This is a genomic window from Aeromonas australiensis (genome assembly GCF_000819725.1).
Lineage (GTDB): Bacteria > Pseudomonadota > Gammaproteobacteria > Enterobacterales > Aeromonadaceae > Aeromonas > Aeromonas australiensis.
In genome coordinates this window covers 71788-94702 of sequence record NZ_CDDH01000028.1, presented here as the reverse complement: position 1 = coordinate 94702, position 22915 = coordinate 71788, and the positions used below count along the sequence as shown (strand labels likewise).

18 protein-coding genes and 1 other RNA gene are annotated in these 22915 nt (G+C 54.2%); 8 read left to right on the top strand and 11 right to left on the bottom strand.

What is annotated here, in order from left to right; translation table 11 throughout:
* On the top strand, positions 1-531 hold the full coding sequence (locus BN1117_RS19350; protein ID WP_156129877.1) for a hypothetical protein: 531 nt from the start codon (positions 1-3) through the stop codon (positions 529-531).
* Positions 528-1691 (top strand): DGQHR domain-containing protein, encoded by a 1164-nt coding sequence (locus tag BN1117_RS04945; protein ID WP_040095322.1) that lies wholly within the window; start codon positions 528-530, stop codon positions 1689-1691. Before BN1117_RS19350 ends, BN1117_RS04945 begins: the two co-directional genes overlap by 4 nt.
* A gap of 98 nt (positions 1692-1789) precedes the next feature.
* Here BN1117_RS04945 and dndE read toward each other — a convergent pair whose 3' ends face one another.
* From dndE to smpB, 8 genes are all read right to left on the bottom strand, one after another.
* Positions 1790-2152: a DNA sulfur modification protein DndE gene (gene dndE / locus BN1117_RS04940; RefSeq protein ID WP_040095320.1), complete on the bottom strand. Its 363-nt coding sequence runs from the start codon at positions 2150-2152 to the stop codon at positions 1790-1792.
* A complete protein-coding gene (gene dndD, locus BN1117_RS04935) occupies positions 2152-4170 on the bottom strand; it encodes a DNA sulfur modification protein DndD (RefSeq protein WP_040095318.1) in 2019 nt (672 codons plus the stop codon). Before dndD ends, dndE begins: the two co-directional genes overlap by 1 nt.
* A complete protein-coding gene (gene dndC, locus BN1117_RS04930) occupies positions 4160-5794 on the bottom strand; it encodes a DNA phosphorothioation system sulfurtransferase DndC (RefSeq protein WP_040095316.1) in 1635 nt (544 codons plus the stop codon). The genes dndD and dndC overlap by 11 nt, the downstream gene beginning before the upstream one ends.
* Complete coding sequence (gene dndB, locus BN1117_RS04925; RefSeq protein ID WP_040095314.1) at positions 5791-6876, bottom strand: DNA sulfur modification protein DndB; 1086 nt, start codon at positions 6874-6876, stop codon at positions 5791-5793. The genes dndC and dndB overlap by 4 nt, the downstream gene beginning before the upstream one ends.
* A 135-nt stretch (positions 6877-7011) precedes the next feature.
* Positions 7012-9036 (bottom strand): DNA phosphorothioation-associated putative methyltransferase, encoded by a 2025-nt coding sequence (locus BN1117_RS04920; RefSeq protein WP_040095312.1) that lies wholly within the window; start codon positions 9034-9036, stop codon positions 7012-7014.
* Entirely contained in the window at positions 9036-9575 is a 540-nt protein-coding gene (locus BN1117_RS19345; protein WP_156129876.1) for a hypothetical protein, read from the bottom strand. The genes BN1117_RS04920 and BN1117_RS19345 overlap by 1 nt, the downstream gene beginning before the upstream one ends.
* A 163-nt stretch (positions 9576-9738) precedes the next feature.
* Positions 9739-10098, bottom strand: a transfer-messenger RNA (tmRNA) gene (gene ssrA / locus BN1117_RS18890).
* 164 nt (positions 10099-10262) lie between these two features.
* The gene (smpB, locus tag BN1117_RS04910) at positions 10263-10751 is read right to left on the bottom strand and encodes an SsrA-binding protein SmpB (RefSeq protein WP_040095308.1); all 489 of its coding nucleotides are present in this window, start codon (positions 10749-10751) and stop codon (positions 10263-10265) included.
* A 169-nt stretch (positions 10752-10920) separates the two neighbouring features.
* On the opposite strand from smpB, the gene BN1117_RS04905 reads away from it, so the two are divergent.
* The 3 genes from BN1117_RS04905 to BN1117_RS04895 all read left to right on the top strand — a co-directional run bounded on the left by BN1117_RS04905 (position 10921) and on the right by BN1117_RS04895 (position 15543).
* On the top strand, positions 10921-11355 hold the full coding sequence (locus tag BN1117_RS04905) for an SRPBCC family protein (RefSeq protein WP_005334496.1): 435 nt from the start codon (positions 10921-10923) through the stop codon (positions 11353-11355).
* Positions 11348-11695, top strand: a complete 348-nt coding sequence (locus tag BN1117_RS04900) for an RnfH family protein (protein WP_040095306.1) — start codon at positions 11348-11350, stop codon at positions 11693-11695. The genes BN1117_RS04905 and BN1117_RS04900 overlap by 8 nt, the downstream gene beginning before the upstream one ends.
* 68 nt (positions 11696-11763) lie before the next feature.
* Positions 11764-15543, top strand: coding sequence for a DEAD/DEAH box helicase (locus BN1117_RS04895; protein ID WP_052441417.1), 3780 nt, complete (start codon positions 11764-11766; stop codon positions 15541-15543).
* A gap of 77 nt (positions 15544-15620) precedes the next feature.
* Here the strand turns inward: BN1117_RS04895 and BN1117_RS04890 are convergent, their stop codons facing one another.
* Together BN1117_RS04890 and fadE are read right to left on the bottom strand one after the other, a co-directional pair.
* A complete protein-coding gene (locus BN1117_RS04890) occupies positions 15621-16886 on the bottom strand; it encodes an amidohydrolase (protein ID WP_040095305.1) in 1266 nt (421 codons plus the stop codon).
* Positions 16887-17052: 166 nt separating this feature from the next.
* Entirely contained in the window at positions 17053-19509 is a 2457-nt protein-coding gene (gene fadE / locus BN1117_RS04885) for an acyl-CoA dehydrogenase FadE (RefSeq protein ID WP_040095303.1), read from the bottom strand.
* Positions 19510-19764: 255 nt separating this feature from the next.
* Between fadE and lpcA the strand changes: the two genes are divergently transcribed.
* The 3 genes from lpcA (at position 19765) to BN1117_RS04870 (ending at position 21946) form a co-directional block, all read left to right on the top strand.
* Positions 19765-20343, top strand: coding sequence for a D-sedoheptulose 7-phosphate isomerase (gene lpcA, locus BN1117_RS04880; protein WP_005334485.1), 579 nt, complete (start codon positions 19765-19767; stop codon positions 20341-20343).
* A 163-nt stretch (positions 20344-20506) separates the two neighbouring features.
* Positions 20507-21289, top strand: a complete 783-nt coding sequence (locus BN1117_RS04875; protein WP_040095301.1) for a class II glutamine amidotransferase — start codon at positions 20507-20509, stop codon at positions 21287-21289.
* Between the two features lie 321 nt (positions 21290-21610).
* The gene (locus tag BN1117_RS04870; protein ID WP_040095299.1) at positions 21611-21946 is read left to right on the top strand and encodes an Hpt domain-containing protein; all 336 of its coding nucleotides are present in this window, start codon (positions 21611-21613) and stop codon (positions 21944-21946) included.
* Positions 21947-21985: 39 nt separating this feature from the next.
* On the opposite strand, the gene BN1117_RS04865 is transcribed toward BN1117_RS04870, so the two are convergent.
* A complete protein-coding gene (locus tag BN1117_RS04865; RefSeq protein ID WP_040095298.1) occupies positions 21986-22900 on the bottom strand; it encodes a gluconeogenesis factor YvcK family protein in 915 nt (304 codons plus the stop codon).
* Between the last annotated feature and the right edge of the window lie 15 nt (positions 22901-22915).

Here is a 22915-nt window from a genome sequence, read left to right as displayed (position 1 = left end):
ATGGAGTTGTTAATGTGCCTTTATTATAAGCTATGTCATTTTGGACGTGCGACAAGAGAGTTTATTATAACGGTTATTATTTCGTTTCTCCCTGTGCTGGTGGGGGCTTTTATTGCGTGTATATGGTCTGAAGATAGCTTCGTTGACGCTTTTAAAACTAACTTTAAATCAGGTGAAGTTTTCTTGTATTGCTCAGCTTTTTTAGTGCCTTATGTTCACAAGAAAATATTAAGCGAAAAGTCAAGCTTATGTAGCATATTAGTGTTCATTCTTTCAATATACTCTTTTACTGTTGGCGCATTCATTTTTAGCTTTGTTCGTTTAGAAGAAATTATGTCTAGAAAAATGAATGTTTCTGCTGATGATATTTTATTGATTGGGTGTTCTATTGTATTCTCTACCATAATTGTTTGGTATTATGGTGTTTGGTCTGATCATGACAAACCAAAGAATATAATTGATATAAACAGAAAAAATCAAAATGAGTTTTCTGCACAGTTAGAAAATAGAATAAGTAGGACTGTTGAATGAATAAGATCATTACGAAATTTCTAAAAATAAATCAGCCAATAGGTGAGTTTTACTGCTGCGTAATGAAAGCTAAGGATTTATATGCAATCTCATTCTCAGATGTTCGTAGGCTTGAGAGAGAACAAAATGAAAATGATTTTGAAACATATCTTGGAATTCAAAGAGAGTTAAACCCTACTCGAGTAAAGAAAATTAACGAGTATATAAAATCTGTTGATGCTACTTTTCCTAACTCTATAATTGTTGCAATAGATGGAAAATTTATTTCATTAGACAGTGGAAAATTGGAAATTATTTTCAATGACGACCAAAAAGGTAAGGTAGCAAAAATTCTGGATGGACAACACAGACTTGCTGGATTTGAGGGTTCTGATTTTAAATTTATCTCTCAAAATGATGATTCTATCGATTTTGAGGTGTTGGTAACTATATTTATTGAGGCGGACCTTCATACGCAAGCTCAAGTTTTTACAATGGTCAATCAGAATCAAACTAAAGTTAATAAGAGTTTGGTATATGATCTAGAGTCATTAGCTTTGGCAAGGAATCCATCGAAAACTGCGCATCAACTTGCTGTGTTTTTGAATTCTTCTCAAGGATCACCTTTCTATCATAGAATTAAAAGATTAGGCGTTAAAACTAAAGGTATTGATAACGAGTTAATAACCCAGGCGGCTTTTGTAGAAAATATAGTTAAGTTAATATCCAAGAGGCCTAGCTTAGATAGAGATATTTTATTAGGGAAGAAAAAAAGATTTCTTGGCCTAAAAAATACAAATCTTCCTGATGATGATTTATTAAGTTATAAGCGGATGCCATTGCGTAAGAGTTTTATAAATGCCGACGATGTGTCCATTGGTGAGAATATATATAACTTTTTTAGTTCAGTAGAAAGCAAATGGCCTAGAAGCTGGAGTAAAAACAATAGAAACTCTGTGCTTAATAAAACAGTAGGTCTTATTGCTCTTACAAGATTGTTTAGAGATATTTATAATAAACAAGTTGAGTTGAAAGAGTTGAATTATGGTGGTGTGGTTTCAAAGGATGTATTCGCGAGATATCTTAAAAAAATAGATATGCAAGATGGATACTTTGATAAAATAGATGCGATTTCGAAAAGCTCTGGATATATATATAAAGAGATGAAAAGATTTATATAGATAGATTGTTGGTGGGCTTTAAGCCCACCATTTTTACATCGGAAATGCGGATTTTATGTAAAGAGTATGATATTTATTTATTTATTGAATATAGATGTCTATTCTTTAGAGTTGACGATATTCAATGTGATATTCAAAAGATTCTTTTGATTTCTTAAACTTGCTATACCATCTTCCACATGAGCAGCCCATGCTTTTATCCACTCTTTATGGTCCAGGTCAGGATAAATCATCTGGAGGGTAAGCTCGGTCACAACTAGGGTTTCTCCCAGCCAAGTTATCTTGTCGAGTACCAGGCTGCCATCCAATTTTTTATGATCAGGATGGTAGCGAAAATCAGTTTCCACTGAACGAAAAAAAGCCAGACGTGCTGCCACATTGGGAGTGATCCCGGTATTGGCTTTTAATCGTTTAAGCTGCTCTTCCGTTTGGCGGGTGAGCTGCATGCGATTCGGGAGCATTAACAAACCTCCTTGGCTTGTACTTGGACAGGACTCTCTTTCCAGAAGTAGCCTTTGGTCAGTTTTGATGACCTGGTCAGCGCATCAAATCGGATCTGATAGGCATGAGAGATATCATCAGCCAAAGCACTGGCAAAATAGCGTTCATCTACCTCCGTGTCGGTCGACAGCAAGATCACCTGATGGCTGGCATAGGGGAAGTAATGATGAATCAGCTTGTCTCTATGGTGTGAGTCAAGGCGCCCCAGCGGGGTATCAATAATGACAGGCAGTTGTCGACCAGATGTTTTAGCCAAGGCTTCCAGGATCGCGATGGCATAAATTTGCTTCTCACCGGCAGAGAGCGACTTTCTATTGATAGCTATCCCCGCTTCGTCTACCAGCTCCACATCAAAGGTGTGAGGATTGATCCTGGCCTTAATCTGCAGATCTTCTTTTCTGGCCAATTTTCGGTAGGCCACTTCAAAATTCTGCTCCAGCGTTTTAACCCGAGCTTGGGTCAATACATCGCTGTACTCATCCAGCAAACTGATGGTCTCATTGGCATATTGCACTGCACTCACGGCACCATATTGCTCTCTGGCTTTATCGTGCAATTTTTGGATCTGGCGGGCGCAATCCAGTTGACTCATTACCGCTTGCTTGGCTTGCTCCAAAAGTGCCTTGTATTTGTGGCGCTCCTCTTGCCGTTGATTGTCCATCTCTCGTAGGGTTTGGAAGATATCCATCAGTTGCTCATCATCAGGTGCTCGCTCAATATTGCTGGCAGCTTGCTCCAGTTGATGTTCGACCTCGGCTAATTTACGACGCTGTGCATCAAATTTGTTCCAGGCTCGTTGGCAATCCTCACTGATTGCCGCGATGACGATGTGAGTCTCGCGCTCCGAGATATCAAAGAGAACTTCACCTTGCGGCTTGTTGGCCATAAAGCTGTCAAGCTGCTCTTCGATCGCCTGGGTTGTGATGGCCAGCGTCTCTTTGCCTTTAAAGCCAATATTGGCTTTAAGCTGTTCGAGAAAAAGGTTGAGCTCTTGGGAAAAGCTGCGAGCCCTTTTTATCTCTATTTCTTTGGCCAGCTGTTGCTGCAGTTTGGCCATGGTATTGGGGGCCAGTGCAAAGGGGAGGGATCCATCACATTCATGGCGCAGACTCTTTTCAAGCTGTTCTTTTTCTTTTACCAGTTCAGCTACTTTCTGCTGCTCCTGATTTTTTGTCCGCGCAAAAGCACCGCCTTGTGCTGCCAGCATGGCTTCATATTTCTGAATATCCTGGGTAATCAGGCCAATCCTTGCCATCACCAAATCAGCTTCAAATCGATAATGCTCGGCCTGTTTGGCAAACTGCTTTTTATTCTGCTCCAGCTCGGCCAATTTGTGCTGTTGTTGGGTGCCCAGCTCTTTGGCCCCTTGCTGCTTTAAATAGATGCCAAGGTCGGTGCGCAGTTTGGCGATCAGGTCAAGGCCCAGCAGGCGGCGTACCGCGGTCTGCAGAATCTTGCCCGATTCATCCTCTGCCAATGAGGCGATCTTTTCGCCATCAAAAAAGAAGAGATCAGCAATACCGTGCGGGATTAACTCATTTAGAAAACCCTGGCACTGTTCATAGTTAAGCTCGTCCAGCTCGACTCCGTTTTGCAGCAGTTTGAGTCTATCTTTTTTATTGCGATTCCAGCTGCGAATAACGGTAAATTCAGACTCAGTGCCACCCTGGTTATAGGTAAACACGAGTTCAATCGAGGCATCTTTAGGTTGCTGAGAGACGCTGACGCCGTTATGGATCAGTGCAGTAAGTTGGTCAATATAGTCCTGATTGTGGATCAGGTTATCGAAGGCCAGGCGTCCATATAGCGCTAAACGAATAGCTGACAAAATCGACGTTTTGCCTGCGCCGTTGAGGCCACCAAACAGCACGATAGGCCTATCAATGTTCTCATTTCCACGTTTTTGTGGGGTCAGCTCTATTTCGTGGTGACCACGAAATACACGAAAGTTATGCAAGACTAACTTCTTAATGATCATTTTTTACTGCCTCACTAAACAGTGCTGCCATATCGTCGGCTTGTGCCAATTGTTTTTGCAATTCAGCAAGCGACTGTTCAATTTGTTCCACTTCTTCTTGATAGAGATCGCGCTCATTGCGTTTTTGTAACTGTGCCTGTTTCTGCTCTATGGCTTCGAGGCTGCCCCAATCCTGTTTCAGGATGGTGCCTATTTTGGCGAAAATGCCTTGGCGGCGGCTAAGCCCTTCAAGGGATATTTCGAGCTCTATCAGCTTCATCACCATCTCGGGCTCGACATCATAGCCCTGGCTTAGTTGTGCCAGCAGCTCGGCATCGCTGGCATTGAAGCGTGACTGATCGTCGATTAGCCAGTCGAGGTCTTCGCCATATACTTCCCGATATATAGCTGGCAGTGAGTCATTCCAATCCGGCTCGTTAGGGTCAGTTAACCACTCCTGGCGAATCGCATGCAGCTCCGGCTTGGTGATCAGAGTAATGGTGTGGCCACGCAGGTTGAGGTCACGCTCCATCTCGAGCAGCTCTTTAAGCCACTCTTGGCGGTATCTCAGCCAATAAGGGCCGGGGACGTGCTTGCGCTCTGCGCTAAGCTCTTCACCCTCTTTGGCGTATTGGTAGCTCACCTTGCCGGTGCGGCGCTTGTAGTTACGGTAGGTATCTTTTTGCGCAGGGTCTGTGGTCAGAGCTAGCTGATTACGAAACTTGAGCAGGGGTAGCATCCAGTCTTCGCCGTTTTGGATCAGGCTCTCCATGGCTCGGTCTTTGGTGACCACGGTACAGGTCCAACACCCAAAGCGTGAATTACCACAAGAGGGGGTACTGTCATCAATGACCAATGGACACTCACCCTGACCCGAGGAGTCCATATAAAGAGTCCAGAGCGGGCGGTTATTGCCGCCCCAGGGATTTTCCCACTCCTCCACATCATCTGGCGCGTATTTGAAGGCGCCGCGCAGCAGTTTCCAGACATCCTCAACATCCCAAGTGTCGATAGGGGTGTAGATGAAGGCATTGGCCAGCGTGGTATGGCGGGCAAGACGGGTTCCATCAATCTTGTGCTTGGCAATGACCTGGGCACGGGAAGCACTCTCGCTGCTGCGAGAGCCGAGCACAACGATCACCTCTTCAAACTGGCTGACCTTGTCTTTGATAAAGTCACTGACCGGGTTGATCTTCATTCGCTCGGTACACCAGCGGAAGCTGCGAGTCGGGGCAGGGTAGCCTTTGCCGAGCAGGTTTACCCAAAACGTCTCATGGGTTTTGGGTACGACAGGGTGAGAGGTAATGGGTAACGCATCGCGTTTGGCGCCCTTTTCGATTTGATCCATGGTCCGAATGATCAAATCGACGACAACAGGGGTCTCGACCAGGGTGTCTGATGACACGACAAAGACATCTTTGTGGCGCATTTCGGGCGGTAACCCCAGCAGCGCCAGATAAACCAGCGTCAGCACAGCAGAAGAGTCTTTACCTCCGCTATAACCAATGACCCAGGGTCGTTTGTCAGCGCAATAGATGCGTTGTACTTCAGCTACATACTCTGCCAGTGGACGGCCGGCAAAGGGCTCGGTATTGATGAAATCTTCGTAATCGGCCAGATCATGGGCCTGAATCAAGGGGTTCATTGAGAGACAACCTGAGCTTCAAGTACCTTCTCCTCGGGAGTGAGGGGGAGGTTGAGTGATGTTTTAAGGGCGTTGCAGGTAAGACGGAGCGCGGTGGTGGATTTGCTTAGCTTGCCATGCGACATGGTTCTGCGAATCCATTCCGGGTTGGTTTTGCGCCAGTCAATGGTCTTGAGCTTACCAAGGTCTGCTTGCCAGGTATCAGGATGCTCGCTTATCAAAAAGCGGCCGAGCATACCGAGAGCTTGCAGGCCGACGCCGTGAGCATGGACATACTCCTGCCGGAGTTGGGCTGGTGATACTTCTTTGCGACTGGCCATCTGCCAATCCGGCATCTGGTCGTAGACCGCTTTCCAATAGAGAGCCGCCAGCTTGGCCTCTTCATCTGCGCAGCCCTCTTTAGGTCCCTTGCCCAGTAGGACTCGGGTTGCCTGCTTGATGCTACTTAAGGTGAAGAGCTTGCTGGAGAGCTGGGAGATGCTCGACTTTTCCATCTCAGTAAGCCCGACGAAGGGCTCCATGCTAGTAGCCAAATGGCGAGCAAGCTCAGAGCCTTGATCTCTATGGTCATAGAGCGTAGACAGTGACGGACTGGGTTTGACCGCGTACTTGTTGAGATCAGCAAACATTTGCTGGCTTCGGGTTAACCCTTCATCGACAAAGAACAAGACAGGGATGTTGTCCTGACCCAGTTCGGGGCGCTCTACCAACGCCTCTTCGATAGCTTTGCGGCGGTGCTGACCATCGTTGATCAGGATCTGTGCATCCATGGGCACCCGTAAAGTGCCCAGATTGTTGGAGCCGGGGTGCTCAGCAAACTCGACGTCAACAGCAATTGACGCAGTCAAGGCAGAGAATACGTAATCCTTGGGATTCTCCAAGAGGTATCGCACCATTTCCGGGATCCGGGATTTGTTCAATGTGCGTTGAGCACGCAATTCAGGGGGTACTTCGCTCTCATCGAAGTTGAAAATTTTGGGGATGATGCGCATCGGGCAGGTCGCGATATAGAAGGGGCGACCGGCTTGTATCCCACGCACTGCGGGGAATGAGTAGCAGTAGTCAGCGTCGAAGTGGTTCATGATGATGCTCCTGGCTAGTCCTGTTTCAAGCCTAGCGTTACGTCAAAATTAACGTAATCGCATGTTGTTATAAGACTGAAGATTAGGTTTTAGCGAGGAATAAGTGGTTTCTTACGTTATTTTGGGGCGCTGATTTTACTCTTTTACGCTACAAATACGAAAGCCTGAAATTCGCCTTTTTTGCTCTTTGAGAGCGGATTCATATTGTTGGCGACTCAAGTGATGCTCTGTTTCCAGATCCATCCCAAGCAGTTTGCTCAATCTTTGCTCCAGTGCTCGTTGTGCCTTGAAGCTCGGATCATCCGATGCCATCAGATAGCTTTTGTTGAGCAGTGGTGGCCGGGTCTGCTCATTGATGTAGTCAAAGAAGTCGACCTCCTGCTCGGCCATCTTGATCTTGACCCGCTCCACCAGATGGGGGATGGGTTTGCTGAAGTCGTCATACCCCATCAGGCTCACCTTGCCGGAGCGGATGTGCAGCTTGATCACGTCGATATCGGTCAAGTCACCGTAGAGCTGGCAAGCCGCGCCGAGGTAGACACGCAGCAGCGGCGGTAATTGCGCAATAAAGCATTTGTGTAGCAGCAGTGAATGGCTGGGATAGAGCAGGCTGTTGGGTAGCTGTTGATGGGCCAGCTCGCAGGCCTGGTTGATGAGGGCGATATCCGCAATCTGGTAGAGCAGTGCTTTGGCGGCCTGCTGTGCCTGCGGGTTGCCACCGAAAAAGGCTTTGATATCCCGCTGCAGTTCGCTGGAGTAGTGGGTATAGGTTTGGCGTTTGCCAAACAGGTTGAGTGCCAGGTAGACCAGCAAATCTTGCTGCCGCTCCAGCTCGGCCTGCTTTAACTGGGCAAGGTCAAAATGCTGGCCAAGCAGGGTCATGGCTTTGCGATGGCTGCTTGCTATCTCTCTTAACTCGTCGCTTTGTTCAAATTCGTCATTGGCCGGAATTCGGCCAAGGGTCAGCGCCCGTTGCCAGAAGGCTTCAAACAGCGGTTGATGGCGAGCGATCAGCAGTGCTGCAGTAGCCTGATGGTTGGGGGTGGGCGAGGTCAGCTGCTGCCAGCTGTGGCTTCGGCGTTGGCGCTGCGCCAAAAAGCGCTGCTCTTCGAGCTTGTCTTTGAACACATAGAAGATGCCTGGCCCCACGGCGATGGCATTTTCATCCAATGTTCTGTCTATGTAGTGCTTGAGCTCGCTTTGGTTGTAGTAGCGCTGAAAGGTGTTGCGCGAGGTGATAACGCCATCTTTATAAGGGGTGAACTGGGCAATAAAGCTGTCGTTGGCCAGCATGGCCGAGACGACCAGCAGGGTTTGGGTCAGATCCCAGGCGCCGAGCAGTGCCTCCATTCGCTCATCTTGATCTTCAATCACGTTGATCACAAAACCGAGATTGACCAGATGGGAGACCACCTTCTCGCCATCCGGGCGAAAGTTCGGGTCCCAGCCCAGCGCATCAATACCGTGTGCTTCCAGCTCCCGCAGGTCATCCCCCCGGCCGCAACCGTAATCAAACAGCGCATAGTCGCCGTTGAGATAACCATGGCGTGCCAGCATCTTCATGGGGGCCGAGAGTTCATGGCGAACCAACGCGGTTTTATGGCGATCAATTTGTGGGCCCCCCTCTTCGGGCGGCAGGGCGGAGATGCGAAACAGGCGCCCATCAACCAGTTGGTAGCCATGTCTTGCGATAAGCCGCTCCCACGAGGCTTTGAAGCCAATCATGCGGGGATGATCGTAAAGCCCTGCCAACTCCCCCTCTTCGGTGATCTGGCGACAGCTCTCTGCCTGTGGGTGATCGGGGGTCAGCATGCACTCTTTGCGATGCAGAATGGGGGGATTGTCCTGGCTGTCGTAGCGGGTAACGGTATAGCTTAGTTTGGCCAGATCAACGGTCACGCTCTGCTTGAGGCTGGGGTAGACCTCTTCGAAGAAGGTGGGGTAGCTGAGCAGTGACAGCCGAAACTCCTGCTTTGCCAACTTGACCAGATCCCATTCGCACTCCGGCAGTTTGAGCGCTTGTGCCACCGCATAGACAAAACGGTAGAGCTGTGGGCTGGTTGTGGCCAGGGTCTCTTTGTGCAGATAGACCGCGTCGGGCAGCACTTTTTTGTATGGCAGGGCAGCGACCAGTTGCGTGAAGCGCTCGGGGGTCAGCATCAGCACATTCCTTTGAGTTGGGTGAGTGTCAGCCGCTTGGGCATTCGTCTTCCATGGTGAGTGGTGAGTTCGACCAAGGCGCGGTTTTGTTCGGGCCCATAGCTGATATGCAGTGGCCGGTCTGGGCCATAGAGATAGAGACGATCAAACGGGGTGCGCTGCGCCAGCCAAAGGGCTATCTGATAGCTGTTCTTCCCTGGGTATATCAGATCAACCGCGGCCCCTTGCCGAGGACAGATAACGCTTCCTCGCTGATTGAGTTCACAGGCTGCATGTTGATCCAGTGTGGGGGCTATACCGGGGGAGGGGTTGGAAAGAATAGCTTTGCGCAGTGTTACCCCGCAAAACCCATAGGTCAGCAATGGGTGACCAAATGTTTCTACCAGGGGGTCGAGAATATGCGTTGCCAGTTCACGGTAGGCCAGCCAGCTCTCGGTTTGTTCAGGCAAGTTTGGGCATTGGATGCGTTGCCAAGTTTCACCACAGTGAAACAGCATCTCGAAGGTGAAATGTTGGCTGCAGGCATCCTCTAAGCGCATGACGAATCCTTATGAACCAGTGCGTTATATTACTGGTTTTGCCTCCACAGTAGAGCCATCAATCCGTGAGAGTGATCTCGAAAACCCAACAGGTTGGGTCTTTGTGAACCATATGAACAAATAAAAAGGGCCACCTCTTGCGAGGTGGCCCTTTCCAAACGTTTGGTGGAGCTGGGGGGATTTGAACCCCCGTCCAAAATTACTACATCCTTGGCACTACATGCTTAGTCACTCTTTACATTCGCCAACCCGCTGCGGAGAGACACGCCACGAATTGACTAGCTCGATTGGTTTTAATGCTTCCGCCCCGAGCAGGACTTCCACACGATCCTGTGAAGGATGACCTTCCAATTCCCTAGGACACAGGCAAGCTAGGGGAGAAGGGCTCTATGCAGGTTATTAAGCTGCTAGTGCGTAGTTTTCGTCGTTTGCGACTATTTTTTTGCGGTTTATTAACGAGGCCTACCGCACCTCGGCATGCACCTTGGGTTTCGTGAATCTTGTCGAATCCAGAATCAGCCCCAAGTTGTTAAAAGCGATTGTACGCAAAAATGCTGTCATAGCAAGGCGTTGATACCCATTCCCTCTGGTCATCAGTCTGTTTGTCGATTTATTGTGCGCAACTGAAGCTGTGTTCAGTTGCGCTGGGGGGAGATAAACCTGTGTCTGGCGCTCGTGGGGGGGGGATTAGCCGCGATTTTTGTTCTTCATGATACGGGATTTTTCCCGATCCCATTCGCGAGCCTTGGTATCTTCGCGTTTGTCGTGCTCCTTCTTGCCCTTCACCAGACCGATCTCGACCTTGACCCAGCACTGTTTCCAGTAGAGGGCCAGCGGCACTATGGTGTAGCCCTGACGGGCGGTGAGGCTTTCGAGCTTGTCCAGTTCACGACGACTCAGCAGCAGTTTGCGGGTACGGGTCGGGTCACAGACCACGTGGCTGGAGGCCGCTTGCAGTGGCAGGAAGCTGGCACCAAACAGGAAGGCTTCTCCCTGCAAGAAGATGACATAGGCTTCGCTGATATTGGCCTTGCCCGCCCGTAGGGATTTGACTTCCCACCCTTGCAGTGACAGGCCAGCTTCGACTTTCTCTTCGATGAAGTATTCGTGGCGGGCGGCTCTGTTGAGTGCAATGGTGCTGGACCCGGCTTTGTTTTTACTGTTTTTTTTGCTCATGACGGGCGATTTCCGGCAATGACTAGGAGGGTCGTATTATACGTAGGCAGGGGCGGCTGTAAAACGCGCAGCGGGTCAAGTGGTGGCTTTCTGAGCGGTTTGGTCGAGGTTTTACCTCCACAACCCGAAACATGGTGATAAAATCGCGCCGATTGGATGAGGAAAAGCCATGCCCCGAATTACGCGCAGTGCCCTGGTGATGTTCAGTGCAGAACAGATGTTCAAGTTGGTTAATGATGTGGATGCCTATCCGCAGTTTTTGCCCGGCTGTGTTGGCAGCCGTGTCCACGAGGCGGGTGACGACTACATGATGGCGTCGGTCGATGTGGCCAAGGCGGGGATTGCCAAGACCTTTACCACCCGCAATCAGCTGGATGTGAATCGTCAGATCAGGATGGAGCTGGTGGATGGCCCGTTCCGCAAGCTGGCGGGCTGGTGGACCTTTACCCCGCTCGATGTCGACGCCTGCAAGGTGGAGTTTGATCTCGATTTCGAGTTTACCTCCAAGCTTATCGAGGTGGCCTTTGGTCAGGTGTTCCGCGATCTGGTGAGCTCCATGGTCTCCGCCTTCTCCAACCGGGCGAAGGAGGTCTACGGTGTCTGATCAGCTCAATATCGAAGTGGTCTATGCCTTGCCCCAGCAGCAGACGGTGATTGCCCTGCGGGTGGCGCCCGGAACCTGTGTGCAGGCGGCCATCGAGCAGTCCGGCATTGTGCAAAAGCACCCCGAGATCGATCTGGCGGTCAACAAGTTTGGTATCTACAGCCGCCCGGTGAAACGGAGCGAGCCGCTGCACGACGGCGATCGTATCGAGATTTATCGCCCGCTTATCGCCGATCCCCGCGAGATGCGCAAAAAGCGCGCCGAGAAGGCCAAGGAGGAGGGGCGTGCCGATGTGGTGACCGGTGGTCGTCCCAATACCAACCGCAAGCGTGCTGAATAGCCTTACCTCTTGTATAAAATCCCCACCTTGTCTCTTGACCCCTTGTCTATCGTACCAGGATACCCGACATGCAATTCACGTCCATCCATAACCAGCTGCTCTTTTATGTAGCCAGATTCGAGCAATGCACGCTCAACAACATTGGCATTGCGCGGGGTCACTCGATCAAGAAGGCCGATAAAGAGGCCCTGGCCGAGTTGAGTGAGGTCGAGATGATTCATCGGGGAGTGAGCGGTAGTTACACGCTATTGCCAGAAGGGTTCTGGTATCTGCTCTATCTCCATTTCACGCAGCCAGATACTTTCCTCCTGGAGCTACGTTTTGCCAGTTGGCGTTATGCCTCTTATGCCAAGACGTTGATGCAGGGGAAAAAAGCCAGTTTCCATCATCGTGAGCTGGACCGGGAGATATTCGGCGCCATAGGGGCTACGCGGGTCTTTGGTTATCTCTCCCTCTCGGTGCAACAAGTGATTGCAAGATGTTGGCATGAGGAGGAGTTTCTCAGTGGCACGTCTTACTACCCTTGGAGTGAGTTGCAGGATGAGGGGGACGAGCTCGCCGAGCAGCTCTCTTATATGCAATTCGAGCAGGATTGTCTGCTGGTGCAACGGGCATCTGACTATTCGAGCGGCCCGCACGAGGTTGTCGAGTTGCTGCGTCACTATAAAGGGGATGCTTCAGGGCAAGTTGGTGAGCTTGAGCTGGCATTGCTGACCTGGCGAGCGCGAACCGGTGAGAAGGGCTTTTTCCCAGGGGGGTTGACCGTGATCTGGTGTGGCCTGCTCGCAGTGGTGGGAGGCGATCTGACCAAGTGGCAAAAGCCCGCGATAACCTGGGCGAAGCAACAGTGTCCCTGGCTGGTGGAGCCCTTGCAGCTGTTGGGCGAGAAAGATCGTGTTACTCCCCCCCTCCTGATGCGTGACTGGCGTGGCCCGGTTGAGGCATTTAGCTCCCGACCCCATCTCCCGCTGGGGCAACTCTGGCTGGTGCTCTGCTTGTTATGGCAGGCACAGCAGTCTGGCGGTGATGTTGGCGAGCTGACTAGCTGGCGGGTTGACCCTTTTTTGAATGCGTCTCCCGAGAATCTGTTGATGGCGCTCTGTCAGGATCTGCTGCGTCTGTTGCTGGAGCGGCCAACCACCCTGGCCATTTTTGCTATCAACCGTCCCGCCCGGTGGGAGCGCTGGCTTGCCGCCTTGCCACAGCCGCAGCATGAGGTAACAAAGCGTGAGCGGCTGGTGTGGCAACTGGACAAGCTGGGTAAGGAGCTGATCTGCCGCTTGCAGAAAGAGAGTGTCAAGGGTGGCTGGAGCAGTGGTCGGGTGATCCACAATATGTGGGATATCGATAACCTCTATCCCGAGGTGGCTGACGAGCAGGATCTGCGCATTGCCCATAGCATGCGCAAGAACTATTACAGCACACCGGATATCGGCACATTACGGATGCTGGCGGAGCATCCCCGGTTGCAAACTGCCGAGGGGACGCCGCTCGCCCTGCTGTTCAATTCGCCACTGGTGGCTATTGAAGAGCGCAAAGGGCGCTGGCAAGCAACCCTGATGGGCGATGGTAACCTGGTGTCGTCACATAGCGGCCAGAAAATCACCCGTATCGCGGCGGATTTGTGGCAAGTCGAGGCGGTGCCGCCACAGGTACAAATGCTGTTGCCCCATCTTGAACGGATGCCCGAATGGCCAGCCGAGGCGTTGCCTCAATTGGCGGACACCCTCAATAATCAGCCAGAACTCGATTGGGTCAGTGAGCATCCAGCGCTCCAAAGCCATACCCGGCTAAGCCCTTGCCCCCTCGATGCGGCACTATTGGTTGATTTGCAAAAAGAGTCTCTGCATTTGCTGTTGGCCAACCAGCTGCCCGGGGGCAAAGCCATGCCCTTGGGCAGTGGTGCCGAGTTCATTAAAGACTGGCAAACTCCTCATCATTACTGGCAGCGGGCCTTGAAGAAAGAAAAGACGCTGAACAAAGCCGTGGCCACAGCGCTGGGGCTGGCAGGCAAAGGCCCCTGGTCAGTGAATGGCGCTGAGATGCTCCCTATGCTGGAGCGGTTCGCGGCCCTCGATGAACTTGGGGTTCGCTTGCAATGGCACAGTGACAGCCAGCGGGTACATCTGCTGGGTGAAGAGTCACTGACATTGCGGATCGAGCAGCAACAGGATTGGTTTGCCATCGATGGCGAATTGCAGGTCGATCAGCAACAGGTGTTGGATCTGCGGATGTTGCTGCGTCAAATTGCCGGAGGCCGGCGTTACATCACGCTGGAGGGCAAGCAAGCCCAGCTCATGTTAAGTGATGCCTTGCTCGCGCGGTTGAGCACGCTGGCGGCGCTGGTGGATGAAAATCAGCAGGTAAACCAGCGGCTGGCCTATCCGCTGATGCATCTGCTTGAGCAAAGCACGGTCAGTGGGGATCAAGGTTGGCGCACCTTGACCGATGCCTGGCGTCAGCAGGCATGCTGCCCAGCCGATCTGATGACGCCGCTGCGGGAGTATCAACGCGTCGGGGTTCAGTGGATGGCTAACCTGGCACTTCATCGCTTCGGCGCCTGTCTGGCCGATGATATGGGGCTTGGCAAAACTATCCAGGCCTTGACGCTGCTGAGGCTTCGAAAAGAGCAGGGGCCCGCGTTGGTGATTGTACCCACCTCGTTGCTGGCTAACTGGTGTGAAGAGGCGGCCCGGTTTGCCCCTGAGCTGACCGTTCAGGTGCTCAATGAACAACAGGATCGGGACGCTGCGTTGGCCAATCTGGGGCCGGGCTCCCTGTTGTTGACGACTTACGGATTAGTGACCAGTCATGGGGAGTTGAGTGAAATAAAATGGGCCACCATCGTGGCCGATGAGGCGCAACAGATTAAAAATGCCAGTACGGCACGTGCCAAGGCTTTGTTCAAGCTGGATGGTGAGTTTCGACTCGCCCTCAGTGGCACCCCGGTCGAAAACCACCTCGGGGAGCTCTGGAGTCTGTTCAACTTCATAAACCCGGGACTGCTCGGCAATAAAACCCATTTCAAACAACGGTTTGGCAAAGCGAGCCGGGATCCGGCCCATCTTGCTCAGTTGAAAGGGGTGATCGCCCCCTTCGTGCTGCGCCGTCTCAAGCGCGAGGTGTTGACCGAACTACCACAGAAGACCGAGATCGTGCACCACGTCGAGCTGTCAGGCCCCGAGTTGGCGCTTTATGAGGCGAGTCGTCGTGAAGCCGTCAGCCAAATGGAGAGTGGCGAAGGGCACAATCTGATGTTGATGCTGAGTAATCTCACCCGTTTGCGCCGGATCTGCTGTTCACCCGCATTGCTGGTGCCTGACTGGCAGCAGCCACAGAGCAAACTGGATGCCGCGATGGAGCTGGCATTGGAGGCTATCGAAAATGGTCACCGGATCCTGGTGTTCAGCCAGTTTGTCGATTTGCTAACCCTGTTGCGCAAGCGCCTGGAAGCGGTATCCCTCGATTACTGTTATCTCGATGGTAGTTGCAGTGCCAAACTGCGGCAGGAGGCGATCGGGCGTTTCAAAAGCGAGGAAATTCCGCTGTTTCTGATCAGTCTGAAAGCGGGAGGCACTGGGCTCAATCTGACCGAAGCCGACACCGTTATCCATCTCGACCCCTGGTGGAATCCGGCGGTGGAAGATCAGGCCAGTGATCGGGTGCACCGCATGGGCCAGACGGAGCCGGTTACCATTTATCGACTGGTGTGTGAGCAGACGGTGGAGGAGAAAATTGTGGCATTGCATGCCCAGAAACGAGAGCTGGCCGAAGGGGTGCTGGGAGACCAGAATCAGGTCGCCCAGATCGATGCCGAAGTGATCAAGGGGCTGTTGACCACAGGGTAGTGGTGTGCAGTGTGAATGCCGGTGGTTGAACGGTTTGTCAGGCGGGAGCAACTGTGATTGTTGCTCCCGCTTTTTACTTATGCGGATGTGGCGGCCAGTCGGGCGTGGGTCCACGCCGCCAGCAGTTCGACCCCGCTTTGCATCACCCGCTCATCGAAATCGAAGGCGCTGTGGTGGTGGGGGGCGGCCAGATCGGCCCCCAGGACCAGGTAAGCGGCTTCACCCCCCTGTTTTTGCACCCGCTCCATCAGAAAGCCGGCATCTTCACTGGCGCCAAAGCGGCGAGTCTGGATGGTGGCGAGCCCCTGCTTGCGGGCCAGCGCCGCCAGCTCGGCCTGCAGTGCCGGGCTGTTGTCGAGGGCAATGGCCTCGCCCTGTTTGATGATGCGGTAGGTGACGCCGTGGGCGAGGGCGGTACCTTCGACGATGCGCTGTACCTGACTGAACATGTAGTCGTTGAGCGTGCTATCGGCGCCGCGGGTTTCACCGCGCAGCTCGGCATGATCGGGGATGACGTTGCGGCCGCTCCCGGCGTGGAGCTGACCGATATTGATGCGGGTCATGCCATCGCGGTGGCGGGGAATACCGAGCATGGCGCTGGTGGCCATGCAGGCGGCTGCCAGCGCATTGCTGCCGGCGTTGGGTTCGAGCCCGGCGTGGGCGGCGGTGCCCATAAAGTGGACGTCGAACTTGGTGGAGCAGAGAAATTCGGTGGGGTTGATCACCAGCTCGCCACTGCCAGCGTGAATACCGATATGGAGCGAAAGCAGGGCATCCACATCATCGAGTGCGCCACCGGCCGCCAGCGCCTTGCCACCGCGACACCCCTCTTCGGCGGGTTGGAAGAAGAGCTTGATGCGCCCGCAAAGCTGCTCCTTCATCGCCATCAACCGGCTGGCCAGCCCCATGCCGATGGCTGTGTGGCCATCGTGGGCACAGGCATGCATCCACCCCTTGTTGTGGGAGGCAAAGCCCTCCTGCTGCGGCTGGTGCTGTTCGGCATCTGACTCTTCTACCTCCACCGCGTCGATATCGAAGCGAAAGGCCAGGGTTGGCCCGGGACGGCCGGTATCCAGCTCTCCCATCAGTCCGGTGACATCGCCGATCCGCTCCAGCCAGTCGGGATGGGCTCCCTGACGGCGGGCGCGAGCCTTCTCGGCCGCTACATCCACATCACGGCCCATCATCAGATTGCTGGCCAGCAGTTTGTCGCCGAGCACGATGCGATAACCGAGCTCGCTCAGGTGGTGGGCAATCAGGCTGGTGGTGCGAAACTCTTTCCAGGCCGCTTCCGGCAGGCGGTGCAGGTCGCGGCGCCACAGGATCAGCTGCTCAAGGGTCATCCTGGTTTCCTTTGTTATGCGGTTTGGCGGCTATTGTGCACTGTTTTGCTGGTGAGGACACGGGGAAGGGGGCTGGTCGGGGGAGCTGCGGTATTGGAGGCTGTTGAGAGGGGTGAGTGAAGATAAAAAACGCCTCCACAAGGGAGGCGTTGTCGATAGCTGGTTATCAGGCCGCGTGATGGTAAGCGGAGGCTTCAAACAGCTTCTTGTTGGCCACTAGATCGATGGGGTCAAAATCATCGACGTTGATGGTGCGCAGGCGACTTACCTCGGCGCGGCGCAGCAGCTCCGCTTCGCTCTGGGTCAGTACGCCAGCAGCCAGACCCATGTCGGCCACCTTGTCCAGCGCCATGAAGGGACGCTTGATGCCATCGCTCTTGCAGACTTTTTCGAACAGTGGCTCGGCGGCCAGCACGTCATCGAGCGCCTGCTCCAGCAGACCGAAGGGGTTGCCCTCTTCGCGGGTCAGGTATTGGCCCTTGGCCAGGCGGCTGCGGGTCTCGCTCGGGGTTTGCAGCAGACGGGCCACTTGCTGGTCCAGCTTGTCGCAGGGGCGCTTCAGGTCACGACCCAGCGGCAGCACCACGGCGCGCAGGGCAAGACCAATCCAGCGGTTCGGGAAGTTGCGCAGCAGCTCGTCGATCGCCTCTTGGGCCTTGAACATGGCATCTTGCAGTGCCCAGTGCAGCAGCGGCAGGTCGGCTTGCTGGCGTCCCTCGTCCTGATAGCGCTTGAGGGCGCTGGAGGCGAGATAGAGCTGGCTCAGCACGTCGCCAAGGCGGGCGGAGACCCGCTCCTTGCGTTTGAGCTCGCCACCCAGGGTGCCCATCGCCATGTCTGACAGGAACGCCAGGTTGGCCGAGAGGCGGGAGAGCTGCTGGTAGTAGCCCTTGGTCTGATCCTTGTACGGTGCCGCGGCAAAGCGGGCGCCGGTTAACCCTAACCAGAAGCTGCGTACCAGGTTGCTGATGGCAAAGCCGACGTGGCTGAATACCGCCTTGTCGAAATCCTTCAGCGCCTGCTCCTTGTCGGGATGGCTGGCGGCCAGCATCTCCGGCAGTACATACGGGTGGCAACGGATGGCGCCCTGACCATAGATGATCATGCTGCGGGTCAGGATGTTGGCTCCTTCTACCGTCACGGCGATGGGGGCACCCTGATAGCCACGGGCCAGATAGTTGTTGGGGCCCATGCAGATGGCCTTGCCGCCGTGGATGTCCATGGCATCGATGATGCACTTTTGGGCACGGTCGGTGAGGTGGTATTTGACGATGGCGGAGATGACCGAGGGTTTCTCGCCAAGGTCGATACCGGTCACGGTCAGGTTGGCTGCGGCGCCCATGATGTAGGCGTTGCCACCGATGCGGGCCAGCGGCTCTTCAATCCCTTCCATCTTGCCGATGGGCAGCTTGAACTGGCGACGGATGCGGCTATAGGCGCCGCTCGCCAGGGCCAGCATCTTGACGCCACCTGTGCTGTTGGAGGGCAAGGTGATGCCGCGACCGACTGACAGACACTCGACCAGCATGCGCCAGCCCTGACCGGCCATGGCCGGGCCGCCGATGATGAAATCGAGCGGGACGAATACATCCTTGCCCTGGGTCGGGCCATTCTGGAATGGCACGTTGAGCGGGAAGTGGCGACGGCCGATGCCGACACCCTTGATGTGAGTGGGGATCAGGGCGCAGGTGATGCCGAGCTCTTCCTCTTCACCCAGCAGGTGTTCCGGATCACGCAGTTTGAAGGCCAGACCCAGCACGGTAGCAATAGGGGCGAGCGTGATGTAGCGCTTGTTCCATGTGAGGCGCATACCTAACACCTCTTTTCCTTCCCACTCGCCCTTGCAGACGATACCGAAGTCGGGGATGGAGCCGGCGTCAGAGCCCGCTTCCGGGCTGGTCAGGGCGAAGCAGGGGATCTCTTTACCTACCGCCAGGCGGGGCAGGTAGTAATCCTTCTGCTCGTCAGTGCCATAGTGCTGCAGCAGTTCGCCCGGGCCCAGCGAGTTGGGCACGCCGACGGTGGAGGCGAGCACGGCACTGGCACCAGTCAGTTTTTGCAGTACGCAGGACTGGGCATAGGCCGAGAACTCCAGACCGCCATATTTCTTCTTGATGATCATGGCGAAGAACTTGTTGTCCTTCAGGTATTGCCACACCTCGGGGGAGAGATCCGCGCGCTCGTGGGTCACTTCCCAGTCGCTCACCATGCGGCACACTTCCTCGACCGGACCATCCATAAAGGCCTGCTCTTCGGCAGAGAGGGCGCTGACCGGGATGGCGTGCAGCTTTTTCCAGTTCGGGTTGCCCGCGAACAGATCGGCTTCCCACCAGGTGGTGCCCGCTTCAATCGCCTCTTTCTCGGTGCGGGACATCTCCGGCATGATCGATTTGTAGATCTTGAACAGCGGCTTGGTTATTTGATTGCGGCGAAATTCCACCAGATTGAGCGGGATGGCGATCACCGCGAACAGCGCCCATACCAGCAAGGGCACATGACCATAGATGGCGCCAAGCACCAGGGCGGCGCCGGTGACCAGGGTGGAGATGAACAGGGGTACCCGGCGATAGGCCAGGGCTCCGATAACCAAGATCACCCCGAGCAGAGTGAGGGTCGTCGTCATTGCTTGCTCCTTGCGTGGTTAGGTTGCCAACGTGGCGTAACTGATCCAGAGGTCTGACCTGTTGGATATGGCCCCTGTTGTAATTCATACGCACAAAGTTATCAAGCTGTTTACATCTTCATTACCTTCTCTCTGTGATCTCCATAACGCTCACGCGCCGTCAGCGCTGTGGCTCGCAGGGGGGCGACTGTGCGATTCGCTTGTGCGAGAATAGCCGCGATCTACACGCACACTAAAAACAGTGGAAGAGACATCATGTACCAAGAATTGATCCGCAATGAACTGACCGAAGCTGCCAGCGTGCTGCAGGCCTTCCTGGCTGATGAGCAGAACCTGAAAAACATCGAAGCGGCCGCCAAACTGCTGGCTGACTCTTTCAAAGAAGAGGGGAAGGTGCTCTCTTGTGGCAACGGTGGTTCCCACTGTGACGCCATGCACTTTGCCGAAGAACTGACCGGTCGTTATCGCGAGAACCGCCCGGGTTATGCCGGTATCGCCATTTCCGACCCGAGCCACCTCTCCTGCGTCTCCAACGACTTTGGCTATGACTACGTCTTCTCCCGCTACGTAGAAGCGGTCGGCCGTCGTGGCGACGTGCTGCTTGGCATCTCCACCAGCGGTAACTCCGGCAATATCCTGAAAGCCATCGAGGCGGCCCGCGCCAAAGGGATGAAAGTGATCGCTCTGACCGGCAAGGATGGCGGCAAGATGGCAGGTCTGGCGGATGTCGAGATCCGGGTGCCGCACTTTGGCTATGCCGACCGTATTCAGGAAGTGCACATCAAGGTGATCCACATCCTGATCCAGCTGGTCGAAAAAGAGATGGCCAAGTAATCAGGCCATAACTACCAGACAAGGGCACCAGAGGTTGCACGGTTTGTCATCGATCGGTGCTGCCAGTCACAGGGGAAGGGATTGCGCCTTCCCCTGCTGTCTATCGAACCTGCGTGCTGGTCGAACATGCCACAAGCCAAATAATGAAAGGAGTCTGCCGGATATGTGCGAACTGCTCGGCATGAGTGCCAATGTGCCGACCGATATCTGCTTCAGCTTTACCGGGTTGATGCTGCGCGGCGGCAAGACCGGGCCCCACAAGGATGGCTGGGGGATCACCTTTTACGAGGGGAAGGGCTTTCGTACCTTCAAGGATCCCGAGCCCAGCGCCCAATCTCCCATCGCCAGACTGGTACAGGCGCTGCCCATCAAGAGCTGCGCCGTGGTCAGCCACATTAGGCAGGCCAACCGTGGCTGTGTGTCACTGGAAAATACCCACCCCTTTACCCGTGAGCTGTGGGGCCGTTACTGGACCTTTGCCCACAACGGTCAGCTCACCGGTTACAAGAAGCTGCCAACCGGCCGCCACCGTCCGGTGGGGGATACCGACAGCGAGCACGCTTTTTGCTGGCTGCTTGATCGGCTGGAGCAAAAATATCCCAGGCGTCCAGCCAACTTTCCCGCCATGTTTCGCTATCTCGCTACCTTGTGTGATGAGCTCAGAGCGTTCGGGGTGTTCAACATGCTGCTCTCTGACGGGGAGTATGTGATGAGTTACTGCAGCAACAACCTGCACTGGCTGACCCGCTGCGCGCCCTTTGGCGAGGCGCGTCTGCTCGATGAGGATGTCGCCATCGACTTTCAAAGCGAGACCACCCCCAACGATGTGGTGACCCTGATCACCACCCGTCCGCTGACCGGCAATGAAAACTGGGTCAAGATGGCGCCCGGCGAATTCAATCTGTTCCGTATGGGGGTTCGGGTGGCGACCAATCAAGGGGCCTGAGTGAGATAAAAAAATACCAGGGTAGATACCTACCCTGGTTCTTCGCAGCAGCCATAAAAGGCAAAAGGGATGAGAGGTGTTGCTGAGCAATATCACTCTGACGGCATTGAGTGTTGATCGTTTGTTAATTTTCAGCAACAAGGCTGTTGCGTTGATGGGCGTCGTCACGTCACAATTTCGATGCTGCTCACATTTTTCCCCATGAATTCCCTGAGTCATCCAATTGGATGCATCATCACCATCACCGCCAGGTCATGAGTAACAACATCGAAAACTATCTATAGTATGGTCTGTTTGAATACCGTTTTGGAGGAGCCTCACATGGAGTGGGTGGATCGCAAGGTGTTGCAGCAGCTGGCCGAGGATATCGGTCCGGATATGTTGCCCGTGGTCATCGCAGTATTTATTGAAGAGGTGGGCGAGCAGCTGAGTCAGCTCAGACCTCTCTATGAACAGGGAGAGTGGGAGGCGCTGGCAAGGGTGGCGCACAGCATGAAATCATCCTGTGGCAGCTACGGCGCCATGCCGAGCTATCAGCAGGTGATGGCGCTGGAAATGGCCAGCAAGCAGGCCGATGTAGCCGAGGCTGAGCGCCAGTTGCAACTGCTGGAGGTCTCCTTGCCCCAGGTGCTCGCGTTTCTTGCCGATTATCAGTAGCGGCGCCATGCAGAGATAGCGGGGCGCCGTTGCCGTTGTCTAACGCTGGTTGAGCAGGTGCTGGATGATCCGGTCCAGTGCCAGCTTCAACTTCAATCGATCGTGCCGATGGGGCAGCTCAAGCTCGCCCAGCTCGGCTTCGATCACACGCCCTTGCCAGTCCCCCGCATCACCCGCGCCCTGTGGGGCCAGGATGGCATCCAGCCGACCCTGACCGAGCCGGGACTCCAGCCAGCGACACTGACTCGTCAGATCCAGCTGACTGGCAGGGCCGTTTTCCGCCACCAGGTTGCAGACGAAAACCAGCATGGCGCTGCTTTCGTTGATGGCCTGGGCGATCTCGGCCAGCAGCAGTGGCGGCATGATGGAGGTGAGAAAACTACCCGGCCCCAGAATGATCATGTCCGCCTGCTGCAGGGCTAGCACCGCTTCCCGAGTCGCTTGCACCTCCGGCATCAGGCCGAGGGAGAGGGGCGGGGTTGCCAGTTGATCGATAGAGACCTCTCCCAGGATCTGGGTGCCACACTCCATATGGGCGCAGAGATCGGTGGGAAATTCAGACATGGGTAGCAATTGTGACTCGATTTTGAGCATGTCACTGATCAGCTTGATAGCATCAAGAGGACGGACACAGAGATTATCGAGTGCCAGCAGCATCAGGTTGCCCAGGTTGTGGCCCGCCAGCTCGCCTTTGCCGGCAAAGCGGTATTCGAACAACAGGCTGCCGATGCTGGGATCGGTCACCAGCTGGTTGAGGCAGTTGCGCAGATCGCCCCAGGCGATGCACTCCTGGCTCTTGCGCAGGCGTCCGGTCGAACCACCATCATCTGTGGTGGTGACAATGCCGGTGAGCCGTTGGCCAAGGAATGAGAGGGACGAAAGTACTCGGCCCATGCCGTGGCCACCGCCGATAGCAACGACCCGATCGAAGTCATTGATGTTTTTTTGCCACATATGGGGTCCTATTGC

Bases quoted from the DNA above. Each gene is read 5' to 3' on its own strand.
- BN1117_RS19350 (WP_156129877.1), top strand. From the start codon at position 1: ATGGAGTTGTTAATGTGCCTTTATTATAAGCTATGTCATTTTGGACGT.
- BN1117_RS04945 (WP_040095322.1), top strand. From the start codon at position 528: ATGAATAAGATCATTACGAAATTTCTAAAAATAAATCAGCCAATAGGT.
- dndE (WP_040095320.1), bottom strand. From the start codon at position 2,152: ATGCTCCCGAATCGCATGCAGCTCACCCGCCAAACGGAAGAGCAGCTT.
- dndD (WP_040095318.1), bottom strand. From the start codon at position 4,170: ATGATCATTAAGAAGTTAGTCTTGCATAACTTTCGTGTATTTCGTGGT.
- dndC (WP_040095316.1), bottom strand. From the start codon at position 5,794: ATGAACCCCTTGATTCAGGCCCATGATCTGGCCGATTACGAAGATTTC.
- dndB (WP_040095314.1), bottom strand. From the start codon at position 6,876: ATGAACCACTTCGACGCTGACTACTGCTACTCATTCCCCGCAGTGCGT.
- BN1117_RS04920 (WP_040095312.1), bottom strand. From the start codon at position 9,036: ATGCTGACCCCCGAGCGCTTCACGCAACTGGTCGCTGCCCTGCCATAC.
- BN1117_RS19345 (WP_156129876.1), bottom strand. From the start codon at position 9,575: ATGCGCTTAGAGGATGCCTGCAGCCAACATTTCACCTTCGAGATGCTG.
- smpB (WP_040095308.1), bottom strand. From the start codon at position 10,751: ATGAGCAAAAAAAACAGTAAAAACAAAGCCGGGTCCAGCACCATTGCA.
- BN1117_RS04905 (WP_005334496.1), top strand. From the start codon at position 10,921: ATGCCCCGAATTACGCGCAGTGCCCTGGTGATGTTCAGTGCAGAACAG.
- BN1117_RS04895 (WP_052441417.1), top strand. From the start codon at position 11,764: ATGCAATTCACGTCCATCCATAACCAGCTGCTCTTTTATGTAGCCAGA.
- BN1117_RS04890 (WP_040095305.1), bottom strand. From the start codon at position 16,886: ATGACCCTTGAGCAGCTGATCCTGTGGCGCCGCGACCTGCACCGCCTG.
- fadE (WP_040095303.1), bottom strand. From the start codon at position 19,509: ATGACGACGACCCTCACTCTGCTCGGGGTGATCTTGGTTATCGGAGCC.
- lpcA (WP_005334485.1), top strand. From the start codon at position 19,765: ATGTACCAAGAATTGATCCGCAATGAACTGACCGAAGCTGCCAGCGTG.
- BN1117_RS04875 (WP_040095301.1), top strand. From the start codon at position 20,507: ATGTGCGAACTGCTCGGCATGAGTGCCAATGTGCCGACCGATATCTGC.
- BN1117_RS04870 (WP_040095299.1), top strand. From the start codon at position 21,611: ATGGAGTGGGTGGATCGCAAGGTGTTGCAGCAGCTGGCCGAGGATATC.
- BN1117_RS04865 (WP_040095298.1), bottom strand. From the start codon at position 22,900: ATGTGGCAAAAAAACATCAATGACTTCGATCGGGTCGTTGCTATCGGC.